A 17837-nucleotide genomic window follows, 5' to 3' on the forward strand; every position below is an offset into this window, starting at 1 on the left:
TAGCCGTCGGTCTCAGACCGTCGCCGTCTTGGCTCGCCCGCCGTTGGCCGCCGCCAGCGCCTCCAGCGAGCAGGACCGCCGCTGGACATCGAAACCGGCGATGTACCCGACCGGATCGGCGGGATCGAAGGTCGATCCGTCGAAGAAGCGATCCGGCCCCATCGCCAGCGGGATGGTGGCCTCTTCGAGCATCCAGCCGCGGGCATGCAGGCCCTCGCGCTTGTGATCGAGCGCGGGCGAGGCGAGACCTAGGGCATCGGCCGCCTCCCGATAGATGTCCGGCCGATAGACCTCGGCGGCGATGGCGGCCAGATCGATCGGCTTCTCGATCTGGCCCCAACGCACCATCTGGGTCAGAAACCAGAGCGCGTGGGAGCGCCAGGGATAGGTCGCCGCGAAGCGGAAGAAGACGTTGAAATCGGGCATCGCGACCGGCGGCTCGTCGAGCGCATAGCGGAAGGTGCCGGTCATGGACTGACGCACGATCTCGACCGGGGCATTGATGTAGCGGCTCGGCGCGATCAGCTCGGCGACGCTCGGGCGATTCTCGGGCGCGTCGGTCCAGCGCGCCGCGTCCAACAGCGCCATGAGGAGGGCGCGGTGTGTATTGGGATACTGCTCGGCCCACTCCAAATTGACCCCGAAGACCTTCTCGGGGTTGTTGTTCCAGAGCTCGTAGTTGGTGATGAGGACACGCCCCAGACCCTCGGCGACGGCGACCGAATTCCAAGGCTCGCCGACACAGAAGCCGTCGATGTTGCCGGCGCGCAGTTGGGTCACCATCTGCGGCGGCGGGACCACCAGCAGCCGCACGTCGGTATCCGGATCGATCCCCGCGGCGCCCATCCAATAGCGCAGCTCGTAGGCGTGGGTCGAGACCGGGAAGACCACCGCGAAGGTCAGCGGCTTGCCGCCTTGCGCGCGCCGCTCCTCGATCACCTGTCTCAAGGCCACCGCGGAGTAGGGCCGATGGTTCATGGCGCCCGGATCCAGCTCGCGCATCCGCTCGTAGAGTGCCTGCGAGACCGTGATGGCGTTGCCGTTCAGATCCAGGCTCAGCGCCGTCACGGTCGGCTTCTCGACCGGCCCGATGCCGAGCGTGCTCGCGATCGGCATGGGCGCGAGCATGTGTGCGCCATCCAGGATGCCGATGCTGACCTTGTCGCGAACGTTGGCCCAGGAGGTCTCCTTGGAGAGCTCCACGTCCAGGCCGTACTTCTCGAAGAAGGCGCGCTCTTTGGCGATGACCAGCGGCGCACAGTCCGTCAGCGGGATAAAGCCGAGTGTGAGGCGCGTCTTTTCCAGTCCGTCGTGTCCGCCGGCGTGGGCACTGCGTCGGAGCCAGTTGGGGATGATGCTCATGTGGTCGCTCCGGTTCGGGGTTCGGGGTTCAGCCGAGGCTGCCGAATGGATTGAGCCTTATGAACCTAAAAAGAGCAGTTAAAACGCAAAGGCGCAAAGGCGCAAAGGCGCAAAGAACGCAAAGGCGTTCAGTGCCTTGCTTCAATGACGCCATTCACCAAAAGGTGAATGTCGTTCGCATTGGAGTTTCTTGTTCTCCTTTGCGTCCTCTGCGCCTTTGCGTTTCCAAATGCCGGGTTTAGGTTGAAGGTCCCGATCGGCGGCTAGCCTGCAAGGCTTCGTTACCCAGTCGGAACGAAGGCGCTGACGGCTGAAAGCTGATGGCTGACAGCTCATGGCTGAAAACTCTCAACTGAAACCATGTCGTCTACCCCCTAACCATTCGCCGCAAGACGCAGCGTTGGGCGTTCGCGTATCGGCTGGGCGGCCTGCGCGACGGCGGGCGGGTGGGGTTCGTGGAGGAATTTCACGACCTCGGCGCGGTAGTGGTGATAGGTCGGATCCTCGGCGAGCGCGAGTCGATCGCGAGGGCGCAGCAGGTCGACATCCAGGATCCGCCCGACGGTCGCGGAGGGTCCGTTGGTCATCATCACGATCCGGTCGGAAAGCAGCACGGCCTCGTCGACGTCGTGCGTGATCAGGATGACGGTGTTGTTGAGCCGGGACTGGATCTCCAGCAGCGAGTCCTGCATGTGTGTGCGGGTGAGCGAATCGAGCGCGCCAAAGGGTTCGTCCATCAGGAGGACCTTGGGCTCCATGGCCAGGGCGCGGGCGATCCCGACGCGTTGTTTCATCCCGCCCGAGATCTCTGAAGGGCGGCGCTCCAACGCGTGGCCCATATGCACCAGATCCAGGTTGTGCAGGGTCCACTCATGCCGCTCCTTGCGAGTCTTGCGGCGGCCGAAGACCTGGTCGACCGCCAGCCGGACGTTGTCGTAGACGCTCAGCCAAGGCAGCAGAGAGTGCTGCTGAAAGACCACTGCGCGGTCCGGTCCCGGCGATTTGACCTCGCGCTCTTCAAGCAGCACGCCGCCAGTGCTCGCTTCGAGCAGCCCGGCGACGATGTTCAGCACGGTCGATTTGCCACAGCCCGAATGGCCGATGAGCGAGACGACCTCGCCCTGGGCGATGTCGAGCTTGATGTCCTTCAGGACCTCGAGCGGCCCCTTCGGTGTCGGGAAGGTGATCCCGACCCGATCGATGCTCAGATAGGCAGACATGTTTTGGATCCTCGTGCGACGGTCAGGGGGTCGGAGCACTCGACAGGGCGCGTCATCTCAGCACCGCCGTCTTGTCCCAGGAGACGCTGCGCTGGAGCATGAGCATGGCGCGGTCGAGCGCGAAGCCGATGAAGCCGATCACGAACACGGCGACCATGATCCGCGCCAGCGAGTTGGAGCTGCCGTTCTGGAACTCGTCCCAGACGAATTTCCCGAGACCGGGGTTCTGGGCCAGCATCTCCGCGGCGATCAGCACCATCCAGCCAATCCCGAGACTCAGCCGCAGACCCGTGAAGATCATCGGCAAGGCCGAAGGCAGGATGATTTTGACCGTCTGCTTGAACCAGGACAGGCGCAGGACGCGGCTGACGTTCATCAGGTCACGATCGACCGTTGCGACCCCGACGGTCGTGTTGATCACCGTGGGCCAGAGACAGCAGAGGGTGACCGTCATCGCCGAGATGATGAATGACTTGGCCAGGAGCGGATCCTCGCTCACATAGACCGCACTGACGATGATGGTCACCAGCGGCAGCCAGGCGAGCGGCGAAACCGGTTTGAAGATCTGGATCAAAGGGTTCATTGCCGCATAGACGGCCGCGCTCATCCCGCACAGGATGCCGAGCGGGATGGCAATCAAGGACGCAAGCAGGAAGCCGACCATGACCGTCACCAGGCTGGTCCAGATCTGGCTGACGAAGGTTGGCGCACCCGTGTAGCCACGGGCGCGGATCTTGGCGATCTCCTCGGCAGAGGCGCCGCTTGCCACGGCACGCTCGACGCGCTGCTCGATGCGTTCGTTGAAGGCGGCCTCGCGGGCGCGCTCCTCGCGGTGCTCCCCCCAGAGCGCCACGGATTGGAACCAGACCTGGGTCGGTCCGGGCAACTGTCCGAGCGAGGTCTGGATCTGGGAGGCCGCCGCACCCCAAAGCATCAGAAAGAGGCCGATCCCGACCAAGGGCAGCAACAGGTGTCGAATCAAGCCGCCGGCGGCGCGCTCGGCGCCGTCTCCGGCGAGCCAATCCATGGTTTGCGCCAACCAGGGCAGGTCGTAGGTCTTTGCGGTGACGTCGATGTTCGACATGGGTTTCTCCGGAGTCGATGGGTTCGCGTCCGGCTCGGGGCTCCCCGACGCCGGACGCTTCAGGCCGTGCTTTACAACTGCGTGTCGCCCTTCAGACCGATCGAGAACTGCTCCAGATAGGCGTTTGGCCGGCTGCCGTCGTAGTCGATGCCGTCGATGAATCCGGTTTGCGTCGGTTTAAATCCGGTCTCCGCGTCGAAGTCCGGGAAGTCGGACGCCTCCATCAGGCCGTCGGCGATCAGCGACTCGGCCGCCCGGCGGTAGAGATCGGGCCGATAGACCTGCTTGGCCGTCGCCATGTACCAGTCGTCGGACTTGGGCTCGGCAATCTGGCCCCAACGGCGCATCTGGGTGAGATACCAAACGGCATCCGAGTAATAGGGGTAACTCGCGTTGTGGCGGAAGAAGACGTTGAAGTCCGGAACCTCGCGGCTGTCGCCTTTCTCGTACTCGAAGGTGCCGGTCATGGACGCGGCGATGACCGCCTCGTCCGCGCCGACATAGTTCGGCCGCGACAGAATCTTGACCGCCTCGGCCCGGTTGGCGTTGTCGTTCTCGTCGAGCCATTTGGCTGCCCGCAGCATTGCTTTGACGATCCGCACGGAGGTATTGGGATTGGCCTCGACGAACCCGGCGGTCATGCCGAAGACCTTCTCCGGGTTGTACGGCCAGATCTCGTGGTCCGTGATCACGGGGACGCCGATGCCCATAAAGACCGCCTGCTGGTTCCAAGGCTCGCCGACGCAGTAGCCGTCGATCGTTCCGGACTCCATGGTGGCGGGCATCTGCGGGGGCGGAGTGACCGAAAGCAGAACATCCGCATCGATCTGCCCGTCGGTGTTGTTCTTATGGGGTGCGTAGTAGCCGGGGTGCAGTCCGCCGGCGGCGAGCCAGTAGCGCAGCTCGTAGTTGTGCGTCGAGACCGGGAAAACCATGCCCATCTTGAAGGGCTTGCCCGCGGCCTTGAAGCTCTCCACGACGGGCTTGAGCGCATCGGCCTTGATCGGATGCTCGGGACGGCCGTCGGCCATCTTCGGGACGTGCGGCTTCATCTGCTCCCACACCGCGTTCGAGACGGTGACGGCGTTCCCGTTCAGGTCCATGCTGAGCGGGGTGACGATCGCCGCTTCGGTCCCGAAGCCGATGGTTGCGGCCAAGGGCTGGCCGGCAAGCATGTGGGCGCCGTCGAGCTGGCCGTCGATGACGCGATCGAGCAGTACCTTCCAATTGGCCTGAGCCTCCAAGGTGACAAAGAGATCTTCGTCCTCGAAGAAGCCTTTCTCGTAGGCGATGGCGAGCGGTGCCATATCGGTGAGCTTGATGAAGCCGAGCTTGAGGTCCTCCTTCTCGGGCGGGCCGAGCGGCTCGGCGGATGCGCCGGCCGCCAGGCTCAGCACGAGCGCAGCGATGCCGGCTGCGGCAAGGCGTGTCGGCAGGGCGCCGCAGGTCGGTCGGTCGAGTCTGTCTTGATCGCGCATGTTGACCTCTGTCGATAGCAGTACATGAAACGGAAACCTGAAAACGAAAACCCACAACGAAAAAAGGCGTCCACCAGGCAACGCTGCGCGTTGCACGATGGACGCCTTTGTCCGTTGACATGGCCGCCATGACCATGCCGAAACTGCTCTTTGATTCGACGATCGGGCGGATTCGACGACCGGTCGTTGCGACCACACATGGGTCGACCTGGTCTGATTATTAGAGGCGCCGCTCTTGCCTACAGGCTCGGAGGGGCGTCGTCCAATTGGATCACAATCATTGGGGCCACGATCTTCCGATCAGCCCGCCGTTGGGTGATCGACGAGGGCTAGTAAGCATAATCGATGCCATAAAGCCAGAGAGCGGTCGCACTCATCAAGCCGCAAGAGCTACATCATTGATTAATCTGTGGAGTTTTGCCGATATTCGAGAACACTGTCGTCGGCGCAGGCGATCCGGCGCACTCGCGTGGCCGTTCCGCCCCGCTCTTCCTTGGTGCGCATCGACCTGCCACGCACCAAGACGAACGGCTCAAAGGGCGTCTCTTAGGAACGATTCAAGATCAACATGGACAGGTCAATTGAACAAAGCGCAGCGTGACCAACCTCTTTCTGTGATGCCGGCGCGGGTCGGGCACACTGCGCTTTGTCCAACCTACGACCTATGCATTGCGTATAGATTCCTTATTTAATCAATGACCTAAACCGAGTAATGCCGACGTATCAAGTACCCGCATCGCCGCAACCAAACCCCGAAGCAACCCGACACGTGCTGAACGCGGTTTAAGGCGCAAAGAGCTCGGACGCCGAAATCACACTCTCGGCAATCTCAGCCAGTTTCTTGTTCTTACGCATCGCCAGCCGCCGCATCGCCTGGAAAGCCGCGTCCTCGGACAGTCCCTGCTGTGCCATGATGATCCCTTTGGCGCGCTCGATGAGCTTGCGCTCGGCCAGCTTGCTGCGAGTCTCCAGAAGCTCCTTCTCCAACGCCTGAAACTGGCTGAACCGCGCCATTGCCGCCTCGACGATCGGCCGAACACGCCGCCGCTCGATCCCGTCGACGACATAGGCGCTTACACCGGCCTCGATCGCCCGACGGATGCTCTCGTTGGCGTCGTCCTGCGTGAACATCACCATGGGGCGTGGCTGATGCGCCTGAACGGTGCGCAGGTTCTCCAGGGTATCCCGGCTCGGCGAGTCGATATCGATCAGCACCACGTCAGGTGCATAACGCGCCACGGCGCTCAAAAGTCCCTCGTCCGGATCCACACAGGCCACCACGTCGAACCCCTCCGCGCTCAAGGCCGGCCCGAGCACCTCGCGTCGGTCCGGACGCGCGTCCACAAGCATGATTCGGATGGACATCGGGGACTGCTCCGAGAGAAAACCAACAATCGGCTCAGCAGATCACCTACGCAAACAGCGCGCCAGAGTCGCCCCGGCTGTGCATGCCGGTGTGGATCGTCGAGCCCGAGGAGGATGTGCCGAGACGTCCTTCGCTTGAGATGCTTCGACGGCTTTTTGGAAGATTCAGGTTATTCGCTTGCGACTCTGGAGAAGGATCAAACACCATCAAGCCAGTGGGATGTTCCGCAGATCAAGGCGAATCTGCTGGTCGAAAACGACTTTGACGCGCCTTGACCGAACCCAGGCGTGCTTCGCCGATGGCGCACATCCCGATCCGACGCGCTAAACTGATGGGGCTTCATCCGCATCCGCAGCTGCTGTGCTCGCGGACGATGACTGCACACTGTCCTTCGTGTCGGAGAGAAACGGGAGATTGGTCGATGAATCAGATGGATCGGGCGGCATTGGTGCGCAGCTCGGTGCTCGGCACCGAGCTCGACGAGAAGGAAGCGTCGATTCTGGCGGAGTGCATGGGTCTCGTCAGGCTGACCAACGGCGAGTTGCTGGTTTCCGAGGACGAGCAGCGGCGCACCCTGTTTCTGCTGGCGGAGGGGCGTCTGTGCGTCTGCAAGACGGTCGGTGGGGTCGAGGAGTCTCTCTATCGGATGCGTCCGGGCGAGTGCGCCGGGACCCGTGCCTTCGTCGACGGCTCCGCGCGCAAGGCGGCCTTGCGCTCGGAGGATGACAGCAGCGTGCTGACACTGGAGCCCGATGATTTCGAGGCACTGGTCGAGCCCCATCCGCGCCTGGTCTACAAGGTTATGCGTGCGATCTTCCGTGTCACCCACACGAACCTAATGCGTGTCAACCGCGAGCGCACCGAGCTCGCGAACTACATGCACAAGACGGGCGGGCGCTATTGATTCGGGGATTGCGGCAACCATCCGGTCTTGGGTTGATGCCGAGTGACATGACGGCGTCGAGAGTGCGCCGAAGGGTGCAGTGCTCGATGTGCTTGATCCCCTTGCGCGCGGACTCCTTCCACTCAATCCGGTCGGAGGCCATCGCGTTCTAGCTCATCCATGACTGCCTCGCGGGAAAGGGTTGGCTCACCGGGGCGCTCGGCGACGATGGCCAAGTCCGCGAGATCCTCGATCAGCGACCCGTATTTTTCGATCGGCAACACGACGACCTTGTGATGTCCGTTGGCGTCCGTGATGGACTCGGGATGAAAGGCGTGCTTGGCGGTCACGAGAGGCTCCGGGAAACCGTAGGAGGTGGCAAACATAGCCCATGGCAGGTACCGAGACAACGAGGCGTGTTATGGGTTGGTCCCGGGGAGCACAAGGGTGTTGAGTCGGCCGGCACTCCAAGGCTCAACATTCCTAGCGGATCCACAAGGTCTTGGTGTTGACGAACTCATGGATGCCGAGCGCGCCGAGCTCGCGTCCGTAGCCCGACTCCTTGATCCCGCCGAAGGGCAGGCGCGGGTCGCTCTTGACCAGACCGTTGACGAAGGCGCATCCGCAGGCCATCCGGCGTGCAAAACACTCGCCGCGCGCGCTGTCGCGTGTCCAGACGCTGCCGCCGAGCCCGAACCGGGTGTCGTTGGCGATCTCAAGCGCCTCGCCCTCGTCGGCCGTGCGCAGGACGGCCGCGACGGGACCGAACAGCTCGTCGTCGTAGGCCGGCATGCCGGGTCCGACGGCATCGAGCAAGGTCGCCGCGTAGAACCAGCCGGGGCGGTCCAATGGCTGTCCGCCGAGGATTAGGCGTGCCCCGGCGTCGAGGCTCGCCACCACTTGCTCATGGAGTGTGTCGCGAAGATCCGCACGTGCGAGCGGTGCCAAGGTCGTCTTCGGGTCCAGGGGATCACCCGGAACCAGCGCCTCGATTGCGGTGCGCAGCTGCGCGACGAACGTCTCCGCGATCGCGTCGACGACGATGAAGCGCTTGGCCGCGATACAGCTCTGGCCGGCGTTCATGAAACGCGAGCGCACGGCGGTCGCGACAGCCTCGTCGAGGTCGGCGTCTTCCAGCACCACGAAGGCGTCGGAGCCGCCGAGCTCGAGTACCGTCCGCTTGAGGTTCTCGCCGGCGATGGACGCGACCCGTCGGCCCGCCGCGTCGCTGCCCGTGAGGCTCACGCCGCGCACGCGCGGGTCGGCGACGACACCTTCCGCGCGGCGGGCATTGATCAGCAGCGTGCGGAAGACCCCGTCCGGGGCGCCCGCGTCCTCGAACAGCCGATCGATCTCCAAGGCGCAGCGCGGGACGTTCGAGGCATGCTTGAGCAGAACCGGATTAACCGCCGCGATTGCGGGTGCGGCGCAGCGAAACACCTGCCAGAACGGGAAGTTCCAGGGCATCACGGCGAGCACGGGTCCCAGCGGCTGATGGACGACCATGCTGCACGAGGCATCGGAGGCGATCGGCTCGTCGGCGAGCAGTCGTTCGGCGTTCTCGGCGTAGTAGTCGCAAACCAGCGCGCACTTGCCGATCTCGGCCTCGGCCTCGCCGATCAGCTTGCCCATCTCCAAGGTCATCCATCGGGCCAAATCACGCGTTCGGGTGCGGAGGAGCTCGGCGACCTCATGCAGCAGACGCGCGCGCTCGGCGACGGGCCGGTCGCCCCAGGCGGATGCGGCCCGTGCCGCCGCGTCGAGCGCGGCCTCCAGCGCGGTCTCGTCGATCGTCTCGATCTGCTCCAGGGACGCGCCGGTGTACGGGTTGATCGATTGTAACGGCATCGGGGTGTCTCCTCCGTTTCGGTCGGCCGGGTCCGAGAATGGACCCTTTCCGGTTTGAACCGCAACGACGCAGAGTGTGCACGGGCGCGTTGCAGCCGGCCGACGTGTCCGTCGGCAGCCGGATCGTCCTCGGCAAGGTGCCTCGGCGATGGCGGTCGGCGCGGGTGTGGGGCTCTATGCGCGGATCGAGCGGCTCGGGTGACCGCGATGCAGCGGCGTTCGGCGACATCCGCGAGCGCTTCGATTCTCCTGTACGATAGTCTCCTTCCGATAGCAAACCGACCGTCCGGCATTACCGTTGCCTACGCCTTCGGGTATGCATTTGTGTGCGGCAAACCCGGATCGAACCGAGTGAATGACTCATGTCGATGGTCCTGATCGTCTTCTTCGTGGTCTATCTGGGGATGATGCTCGGTCACCTGCCGTGGCTGAAGGTCGACCGTGCGTCCATCGCCTTGGGCGGCGCCATCGCCCTGCTCGCCACTGCCGAGCTGACCCAGAGCCAAGCCCTCGCGAGCATCGATTTCAGCACACTCGGTATGCTCTTCGGCCTCATGCTGATCTCGATCCAGCTCGAGCTGTCCGGGTTCTATGGGTCGCTGTCCGCAGCGGTGACTCGAATCCAGGCCAGTCCGCCCGTCTTGCTTGCGTCGCTGACGGCAGTGGTCGGGGTGATGTCGGCATTCCTCACCAACGACGTGGTGGCCGTCGCCATGACCCCGGTCGTGTTGTCGATCAGTCTGCAGCGGCGTATGAACCCGGTCCCCTTCCTGTTGGCCATCGCCTTTGCCGCCAATGCCGGGTCGGTGGCCACGCTCATCGGCAGCCCCCAGAACATGCTCATCGGCGAACGGCTCCACCTGTCCTTTGCCGGCTTTATGGGGTATGCGGCGATACCCGCTGTCCTCTCTCTGGTCGTTGTTTGGCTTGTTCTGGTCGTGGCCTACCGCGGACGCTGGCAGCTCGATCGACTGGATGCGGCGCAACGCGTCGACACTGCCGAGTCAACCGGCGAAACGCCTCGATTCGACGGCTGGGAGACCCTGAAGGGGCTGTTGGTCCTGGGCTTTATCCTCTACGCCTTCATCTTTACGGATTGGAATCGCGGGCTGGTGGCAGCCAGCGCGGGCGCCTTCATGCTGTTCAACGCCCGCTTCGTCTCGCGCACGATGCTGCACCGTGTCGATTGGGATCTGCTGATCCTGTTCATCGGCCTGTTCGTCGTCAACGGCGCCATCCAGGACAGCGGGTTGCCGCAACAATTGGTCGGCGATCTGAAGGCGGCAGGGTTCGATCTGCAGCACAGCGGCGTGCTTTATGCGTTGACCGCAGTGCTGAGCGACATCGTCTCGAACGTGCCGACGGTCATGCTGCTCCTGCCCTATGCCGGCGATCCGCAGGCCGGACCCTTGATCGCCTTGGCCAGCGGGCTCTCCAGCAACCTCATCATCATCGGCAGCCTGGCCAACATCATCGTGGTCGATGCGGCAAACGCGAAAGGGTTCAACATCTCGTTCTGGGAGTTTGCCAAGGCGGGCATCCCGATCGCGCTGACCACGTTGCTCATCGCCTGGGTCTGGGTGCGCTATCTGATGGATCTCGTGACGACGTAGATCGGCGTCTCGAGAGCCGGACGTGAGCGCCCGCCGGGCCGAGCGCCTTCGGCGCGCGCCTCGCGTGCAGGCTGGCTTGACACCGGTCTTCGTTGCATCCCTGCGGCTCGTCGACGAGACCAAGACGCCGCCGCCGAGCCCCGCTACCCCTTGCCGCCCGCATTCTCCTTGCTCTGCGCCGCGTGGTATTCGCGCCGGATCCGGTCGAGATCGACCGTGGGCTTGGGGTATTCGAGGTGCAACGCGTCCAGGGTGTCGGCGATGATGCCGGCGACGGCCAGGTTGCGGAACCACTTGTGGTCGCAGGGGATGGTGAACCAGGGTGCGTGCGGTGTCGAGGTGCGCTCCAGGGCCTCGTTGAAGGCGGCCAGATAGTCGTCGAAGAATTCGCGCTCCCGGTAATCGGAATCGCTGATCTTCCACTGACGGTCGGGATCCTCCAGCCGCTCCGCGAAGCGCTTGAGCTGCTCCTCTTTGGAGACGACCAGGCAAAACTTGAGGATGGTCGTGCCGTTCTCGATGTGAAGCAGGCGCTCCCACTCGTTGATCAGGTCGTAACGCCGCTCCCAGACCTTGCGCGGTACCAGGTTATGCACCCGGGTGACCAGCACGTCCTCGTAGTGCGAGCGGTTGAAGACCGCCACCTCGCCCTTGGCCGGTGCATGCGGGTGAATGCGCCACAGGAAGTCGTGCGCTGCCTCCACGGCCGTGGGCGCCTTGAATCCCTGGACCCTGCAGCCCTGAGGATCCATGCCGGAGATCACGTGCCAGCACACGCCGTCCTTGCCTGCGGCATCCAGGCCCTGGAGCACGATGAGAAGTGAATGCGCGTTGTCCCCGTACATCTTGCGCTGCAATGCACCGATCCTGGCCTTAACCGATTCCAACGCACGTGCGCGATCGGTGTGCGCGATCTCCTGCCCCGGTTCGCCTGTGTAGGCCGGATCGAATTGCTCGAGATGCACCTTTGCACCCGGTTCGACGATCAGCGTCTTGATGTCGTTCACGCTTGTACCCCTGTGATTGGCTGGCTCAGCCTCAGTCCTGCGGCCTCGCGCTGGTCCTGGATGCGGTAGTAGATCAGCTTCACGACGTCGGTCACGACCATCCAGATCAGGACGTAGACCCAGACGATGCCGATCAGACTCCAAGGCAGTTGCGGTACCAGGATCCCGTAGGCGCACATCAAGGCCGCGACCGCCTGGGTTGCGACGATCGCCACGAAGAGCGGTGCACTCGGGTAGGGCGGCACGAAGATCGAGCGCCGGGTCCGCACGACGAAGAGCAGCAAGTGACCGCCGGCCGCGAGCTGCAGGAACAACATGGTCTGCAGGTGCTGATGATCGAGTGCGAAGCGGGCCATCAAGGCCGGATCGCTCATCCACTCCATGCCCGCCAGGACCAGGCCGAAGCTCTGCGCGATGGCGAGCAGGCCCATCAGCGAGGAGAACACCAGGATGCGCTGCATGTGCCAACGCACCGGCCGCGGCGAGGTCTCGACCTTGTCGTAGGCGATGGTCATGATCGGGATGTCGTCCAGCAGGGCCAGAACGACGATCATGATGGCGGTCAGCGGCTGAAAGCCGAAGAAGACATAGGCCATGACGACGACGAACATGATGTCGAGCGTCATGGCGATCCGGTAGTAGACGTAGCTGCGGATGCGCTCGAAGATCTTGCGCGCCTCGATGATGGCATTGACGATGGTCGACAGACCCGGTGCCGTCAGTACGAGCGCGGCCGCACTGCGGGCCGCATCGGTGGCACCGCTCACGGCCACGCCGCAGTCGGCCTCCTTGAGGGCCGGAGCATCGTTGACCCCGTCGCCGGTCATCGCGACCAGATGCCCCAGCTCCTGGAGACTCTTGACGATCTCGTACTTGTGCTGCGGGAAGACCCGCCCGAAGCCGTCGGCGCGCTCCACCGCTCGGGCAGCGGACATGGGGATCCGATCGGGGTCCGTGCCCTCCTTGAACACGTCGCTCGCCACCAGCAGGTGCCCGCCCATGCCGAGCTGCTTGGCGATCTCGCTGCCGATGGCGACATCGTCTCCTGTCACCATCTTCACGGCGAGTCCGAGCTTCTCGGTCTCGGCGATCGTCGACTTCGCATCCGGCCGCGGCGGGTCCATCAGCGACAGTAGGCCCACCAAGACCCAGGTCGTGCCGTCGTCTCCGGACTGGGCGACACCGAGCGCCCGGTAGCCGCGGCCCGCCAGCGCGTTGACCTCCCCGTCGTACTTCCCGCGGGTCACCGGATCGAGCTTGCAGAGCTCGGCGATGGCCTGCGGGGCGCCCTTGGCATACTGAAAGGTGCGGCCTTGCGCGTCGGTGACGGTGGCGACCGTCTTCTTGTTAACCGGATCGAAGGGGACGAATTTGGTCCGGGTGACGGTATCCAGCGACTTGGGGTCGGCCAGCGCCTGCAAAACCGCCTGGTCGATCGCATCCTCGCTGCCTGTCTGGCTCGCAAGCGCGGCGGCGAAGACCACATCCTGCGCCTGGGCGCTCCCATAGGGGATCGGGGTATCCAGCTTGAGCTGGTTCAGCGTCAGGGTGCCGGTCTTGTCGCTGCACAGGACGTCGACGCCCGCCAATTCCTCGATCGCCGAGAGCCGCGAGACGATCGCCTTCTCCTTCGATAACGCCAAGGCACCCAGGGCCATGGTCACGGACATCACCGCAGGCATGGCCACCGGCACCGAGGCGATCAGGAGCACCAAGACGAACTGGGCGATTGCGCCGATCGTGTCCCAACCCCAGACGTCTGCGACCACGACGTCCCGGTACACCTGGAAGCCGACCAGCACGACGGCCAAGGCGGCGGCCAGCAGGATCAGGAAGTCGCCGATCTGGAGCACCGCCTGCTCGGAATGGGATTTGGAGCCGGCTGACGCGACCAGCTTGGCCGTGCGCCCGAAGAAGGTCTGGTTGCCGGTGGCCGTCACGGCGGCCGTCATCGTGCCCTGTTTGGCGATGCTTCCCGAATAGGCGCTGTCGCCCACACGCTTGGAGACCGGCAAGGACTCGCCCGTGAGGGCGGACTGATCCACGCTCAGATATTCGCCCTCGATCAGCAGACAGTCGGCCGGCACGATCTCGCCGGCGGCAACCATGACGACATCACCGGGCACCAGATCGGCCGCATCCACCGAGAGCCATTGACCGCCGCGCAGCGCCCGAGCCTTGAGTGCCAACCCCTTTTTCAGAGCGGCTAAGGCGTTGGCCGCCTTGTTGTCCTGCCAGAAGCCGACCGCGGCGTTGTACAGCAAGAGCCCGGTCACGACGGCGAAGTCCGGCCAGTCCCGGCGCACGAGCGAGATCAACGCGGCCGCCTCGATCATCCAGGGGATTGGTCCCCAGAAGTATCCGAGCAGCTTGCTCCAGCGGTTCTCCTCCCGGGCGATGATGGCGTTCGGCCCGACCTTCTCCAGCCGGCCTTTGGCCTCGTCGGGACTCAAACCTTTCGGCGAGGTCGCCAATTTGCCGAGCTCGGCTGCGATGGCGGCCGGGCCCAGGGTGGTCGGGGCCGCCGTGCCGGCCGGCGCGCCGCTTGTCGCCGTGAGGGTTGATGCGGGGTTGTCGGGTGTATCGAGCGCAGCAGGTGGTTCAACGGCAGGGAGTGTGGTCATGATGTCTCCGAAAAGCTGCGGGTCGGGACCGCGTTCCTTGTCCGGCTGCCGCCTTTGGCCAAGGCGGCCCCGACGGTCCGCATTGCCAAGCCCCTCGGCAGTTTTCGTTATCCAGGTCCGGGACCATCTGCGTCTGATGATAGACCCTGTGACGGATCTTGATAGCCTCGGGGATCGATCGTCCTAAACCGCACCCGGTGCGGTATGCCTCATTCGTTGGAGTGGATCGGCCGCGCCGGCTCCGATGACTGTCGGAGCTGGCGCGGTTTAGGAGCCGGCACGATCGCCCGTTGCCGGAGGTGCGGAGCTGATCTCGACCGCGACGACGATCGCTTCACAGACTGTCGTCCAGGAAAGGGTTCTGCGTCGATGTGGGTCGTTGGCGTCCACTCGGGGGCGTCTTGTTCGCAGGCCCGGCCGTGTCATGACTGAACGGCGCCCTGTCGTGTGTCGCGGCGGTCGAAGAGGGTTCGGTACCGGGGTGATCCTCGGCATCGGTCTGCGCCGCGTCGAGATCCCGTAGCCGCGTCTTGCCGGGTCTGTAGGCGGCAAAACGGGCAGGTGCATCGAGGATATCGAAATGCCTTCGCCCGTTCTGCAGCTCCATAGTGCCGGTGAGATTGTGCCATCGCAGGAGCAACATGCCCTCGCGGGCGGTCGGGGCGGAACGCCCCTTGGCGTGGATGCCGAGCTCGGGCGCGCCGAGCATGGCGTCTTCGATGACCGCGGTGTCGGCGTCTACGGCCAGCCGCACATGACCGGCCAGATTCTCCAGCGTGAGGAGGTTATCGATCCAGTCGTGTTTACCGCGCACGCCGTCGAGCAGCTCGACGAAGGGCCGGGTGTCCTTGACGGTGACATAGGCTTGCATGTCCAGATGCATCGGCTTGTGCCAGCGGACCTGCGTCTCGTCGAGCTGGAGCCGGGCATTCCAATCATTCGGTGCCGAGGCCGAGTCGCCCGCTCCTGCCACCCGAAAACCCTCGAGCAAGACCGACGAGCCGGTGATGTCGAAGCGCAGATCCTTCGCGGAGCCATCGCGGACCAGGAGCTCGAGCTTCAGATCTCCGGACAACTCCTGCCGGTCCAATTTCACGCGAATGTCCTCTCCCGCCAGAAGCAGCTGTCCCACGGCGCGATCCGGCTTCAGGCTCAGATCGCCCACCAGGGTCGCTTCGCCCGAGACCAGCGACAGGGGTGTGTTCGGAGGGAGATAGGCGTTGTAGCTGCTCATGTTCCGAACGCGCGCTGAATGCAGCTTCAGGTTGATGTCCGCCGAGGCACCGCCATGCGCATTGGCGTCGGTCATCAGGATCTCGGCGTCCAGGCGCACCTCGCCGATGCTTGGCTCGGGCTCGTCGCGCCGGTGCAAGCGCGCATCGTCCAGCGCAACGTTCAGGCGAAACCGAGATCGCTCGCCACCCTGCTCCATGCGCAGGTGGGCCGTCCCCATGCCATCCACCCGATGTTCCAGGATGCCGAGTGAGAGCGGCTCGCGGGGCATCGCCAGGGTCGTGCCCTTGTCGGCCCGGCCGTTGGTTAGGACGATCTCGGTGTCGAGCTCGCCGGCGCCGGCCAGGCTCAGGCCCAGCGGGCGCTCCAGCAGCTCGGCGATCCAATCCAGCCGAGAGACGCTCAAGACCGCAGAGACGCGACCGTCGGCCCCGGCCAGCACGGCCCCGAAGCCCTCGTCCTGCAGCGTTTCAGCGATTGCCGGGATGGGGCCGGCATCGGCATGACCGGCGGACACGGGCAGGCCCAAGGCGCTCTCCGAGATTTTGAGATGCGCCCGCCAAGGCTCGGAGGAGGTGTGCCGCTCCGACGCCTGTCGCTTTTTTGCGTCGCCGTGTGTGACGGCAAGCCGTGCATCCTCGATGCGCAGCTCGGTGCCGTCCAGGCGGAGGTTGGCTGTCGAGCTGTCATCGATCCGCGCCCGCAGGCGGAGCAGCAGGTCGGCGGTGGCGTGATAGTCGCGATAGCGCAGATCCGCGTCGTCGGAGGCAAGGTCCAGCTTAAGCGCCAGGCGGTCCGCCGAGACCTCCAAAGCGCCGGCCACGGTGCCGGTGCCGCCCAGCAAGTCCAGATCCCACTTCTCCGGGAACAGGCGGCTGTAGACGGCGAGATCCGGCACCTGCATGGAGGGAATATCCAACTTGAATCCTAACTCGACTTCGGAGGCCAGCTCCTCGACCTGCTCCGCGGTGGATGTGGTGGTCGGATCGACCTCGGCGGCATGGAGCTGTGCGGTAAGTCCGCGACCCGTGAACAGCACCTGCGGACGCTTCGATCCGGCGGAATCGTCCGGCTCCAGCTCGGCCCGGACCTGCTCGAAGCGCACCAGCAGGTCGGCCTGCGCCTCGTCTTGCGGATCCACCTTCAGCTCGATCGTGCCGTCGCCGCTGAAGTCGTAGCGTCCGAGATCCATCGCCAGCTCATGCGCCTCGACCACCAGATCGGTCCCGCCCAACATCTCGCCGGCCGACAGTGCGAGCCGGCCGCGCAGGCGCCCGCGGCCGCTCAACCTGATCTCGTCGAAAACCGGCATCAGCAGGGCCAGGAAATCCAGGCTTTGCACCGGTAGATCGATGCGGGCATCCAGCTCCGGCACGCGCATCATTTCGAGCCCCTTCGTCTCGGATACGATGAACGGCGGGATGTCGATCGTTCCCGCGATGGCCGCGGCGTCGGTCACCGCCTGACTCGGTCCGACCGTCAATGATGTCAGTGCAAGGTCAAGCGCACCGCCCGCCAAGGCCAGCCGACCGGTGGCGGTCTCCATGCGAAAGCTGCCGCGGACCGCGCCGGGTGTGCTGCCGCGGACATGGGACACCCAGAAGCTGTGCTCGCCCCGGACCTGGATGTCGTCGATCTGGAGCACCAGTGTTCCGCTCGTGTCTTCCGGCGCCGCCTCCGAGGCTGCATCGGGATCGCGGTCTCGAATTACGGGAAAGAATTCGGCGATGGCGTCTCGGGAGCCGTCGGCGGGAGGGCGCGGCCGCAGGCGCAGGTCGATGTCCTCCAGATTCAGGTCGTGTATCCGGATCTCTCCCTTCAGCAGCGGCAGCAGCGACACCGACGCCGCCGCGCGCCGCGCATCGACCTGCCATTGCTCGGTGGGCGTTTGACCATCGGCGACGACGCCGTCCAGCTCGATGCGCAGCGGATAGAGGCTCCACGCGCGCTGCCAGGTGATCCTGAAGTGCTCCGGCTGAAGCGCGTCGAGAAAGGCGCGCGTCGCCGGCAGGGTCAGCATGATGTTGATGCAAACCAGGTAGAGTGCCGCCAAGATCAGCAGCGAGCCGATCGATCGGGATAGGAGCTTCTTCATCACCACCTCAGGATCGTCCATTTG

General features: G+C 64.5%; 12 protein-coding genes. 2 read left to right on the top strand and 10 right to left on the bottom strand.

What is annotated here, in order from left to right; translation table 11 throughout:
• Positions 1 to 12: 12 nt before the first annotated feature.
• The 5 genes from AADX97_RS02310 to AADX97_RS02330 form a co-directional block, all read right to left on the bottom strand.
• On the bottom strand, positions 13 to 1362 hold the full coding sequence (locus tag AADX97_RS02310) for a CmpA/NrtA family ABC transporter substrate-binding protein (protein ID WP_374231960.1): 1350 nt from the start codon (positions 1360 to 1362) through the stop codon (positions 13 to 15).
• Positions 1363 to 1736: 374 nt separating this feature from the next.
• Entirely contained in the window at positions 1737 to 2582 is an 846-nt protein-coding gene (locus AADX97_RS02315) for an ABC transporter ATP-binding protein (protein ID WP_374231961.1), read from the bottom strand.
• Between the two features lie 52 nt (positions 2583 to 2634).
• Positions 2635 to 3666 carry an ABC transporter permease gene (locus AADX97_RS02320; RefSeq protein WP_374231962.1) on the bottom strand — a complete coding sequence of 344 codons (1032 nt, stop codon included), beginning with the start codon at positions 3664 to 3666 and terminating at the stop codon, positions 2635 to 2637.
• A 71-nt stretch (positions 3667 to 3737) separates the two neighbouring features.
• Entirely contained in the window at positions 3738 to 5144 is a 1407-nt protein-coding gene (locus AADX97_RS02325) for a CmpA/NrtA family ABC transporter substrate-binding protein (protein WP_374231963.1), read from the bottom strand.
• Positions 5145 to 5927: 783 nt separating this feature from the next.
• Positions 5928 to 6509, bottom strand: a complete 582-nt coding sequence (locus tag AADX97_RS02330; protein WP_374231964.1) for an ANTAR domain-containing response regulator — start codon at positions 6507 to 6509, stop codon at positions 5928 to 5930.
• Between the two features lie 422 nt (positions 6510 to 6931).
• Between AADX97_RS02330 and AADX97_RS02335 the strand changes: the two genes are divergently transcribed.
• Positions 6932 to 7414 (top strand): Crp/Fnr family transcriptional regulator, encoded by a 483-nt coding sequence (locus AADX97_RS02335; protein WP_374231966.1) that lies wholly within the window; start codon positions 6932 to 6934, stop codon positions 7412 to 7414.
• Between the two features lie 122 nt (positions 7415 to 7536).
• On the opposite strand, the gene AADX97_RS02340 is transcribed toward AADX97_RS02335, so the two are convergent.
• Both AADX97_RS02340 and AADX97_RS02345 read right to left on the bottom strand, forming a co-directional pair.
• The gene (locus AADX97_RS02340; protein WP_374231967.1) at positions 7537 to 7743 is read right to left on the bottom strand and encodes a hypothetical protein; all 207 of its coding nucleotides are present in this window, start codon (positions 7741 to 7743) and stop codon (positions 7537 to 7539) included.
• Between the two features lie 133 nt (positions 7744 to 7876).
• Entirely contained in the window at positions 7877 to 9241 is a 1365-nt protein-coding gene (locus AADX97_RS02345; protein ID WP_374231968.1) for an NAD-dependent succinate-semialdehyde dehydrogenase, read from the bottom strand.
• A 362-nt stretch (positions 9242 to 9603) separates the two neighbouring features.
• Between AADX97_RS02345 and AADX97_RS02350 the strand changes: the two genes are divergently transcribed.
• Positions 9604 to 10854, top strand: a complete 1251-nt coding sequence (locus AADX97_RS02350) for an SLC13 family permease (RefSeq protein ID WP_374231969.1) — start codon at positions 9604 to 9606, stop codon at positions 10852 to 10854.
• Positions 10855 to 10997: 143 nt separating this feature from the next.
• Here AADX97_RS02350 and AADX97_RS02355 read toward each other — a convergent pair whose 3' ends face one another.
• From AADX97_RS02355 to AADX97_RS02365, 3 genes are all read right to left on the bottom strand, one after another.
• A complete protein-coding gene (locus AADX97_RS02355) occupies positions 10998 to 11861 on the bottom strand; it encodes a PPK2 family polyphosphate kinase (protein ID WP_374231970.1) in 864 nt (287 codons plus the stop codon).
• Entirely contained in the window at positions 11858 to 14485 is a 2628-nt protein-coding gene (locus AADX97_RS02360) for a plasma-membrane proton-efflux P-type ATPase (protein WP_374231971.1), read from the bottom strand. Before AADX97_RS02360 ends, AADX97_RS02355 begins: the two co-directional genes overlap by 4 nt.
• A 334-nt stretch (positions 14486 to 14819) precedes the next feature.
• Positions 14820 to 17834, bottom strand: coding sequence for a hypothetical protein (locus AADX97_RS02365; RefSeq protein ID WP_374231972.1), 3015 nt, complete (start codon positions 17832 to 17834; stop codon positions 14820 to 14822).
• Positions 17835 to 17837: the final 3 nt, after the last annotated feature.

This window comes from Thiocapsa sp. C2-2m, from assembly GCF_041903745.1.
Lineage (GTDB): Bacteria > Pseudomonadota > Gammaproteobacteria > Chromatiales > Chromatiaceae > Thiocapsa > Thiocapsa roseilacustris.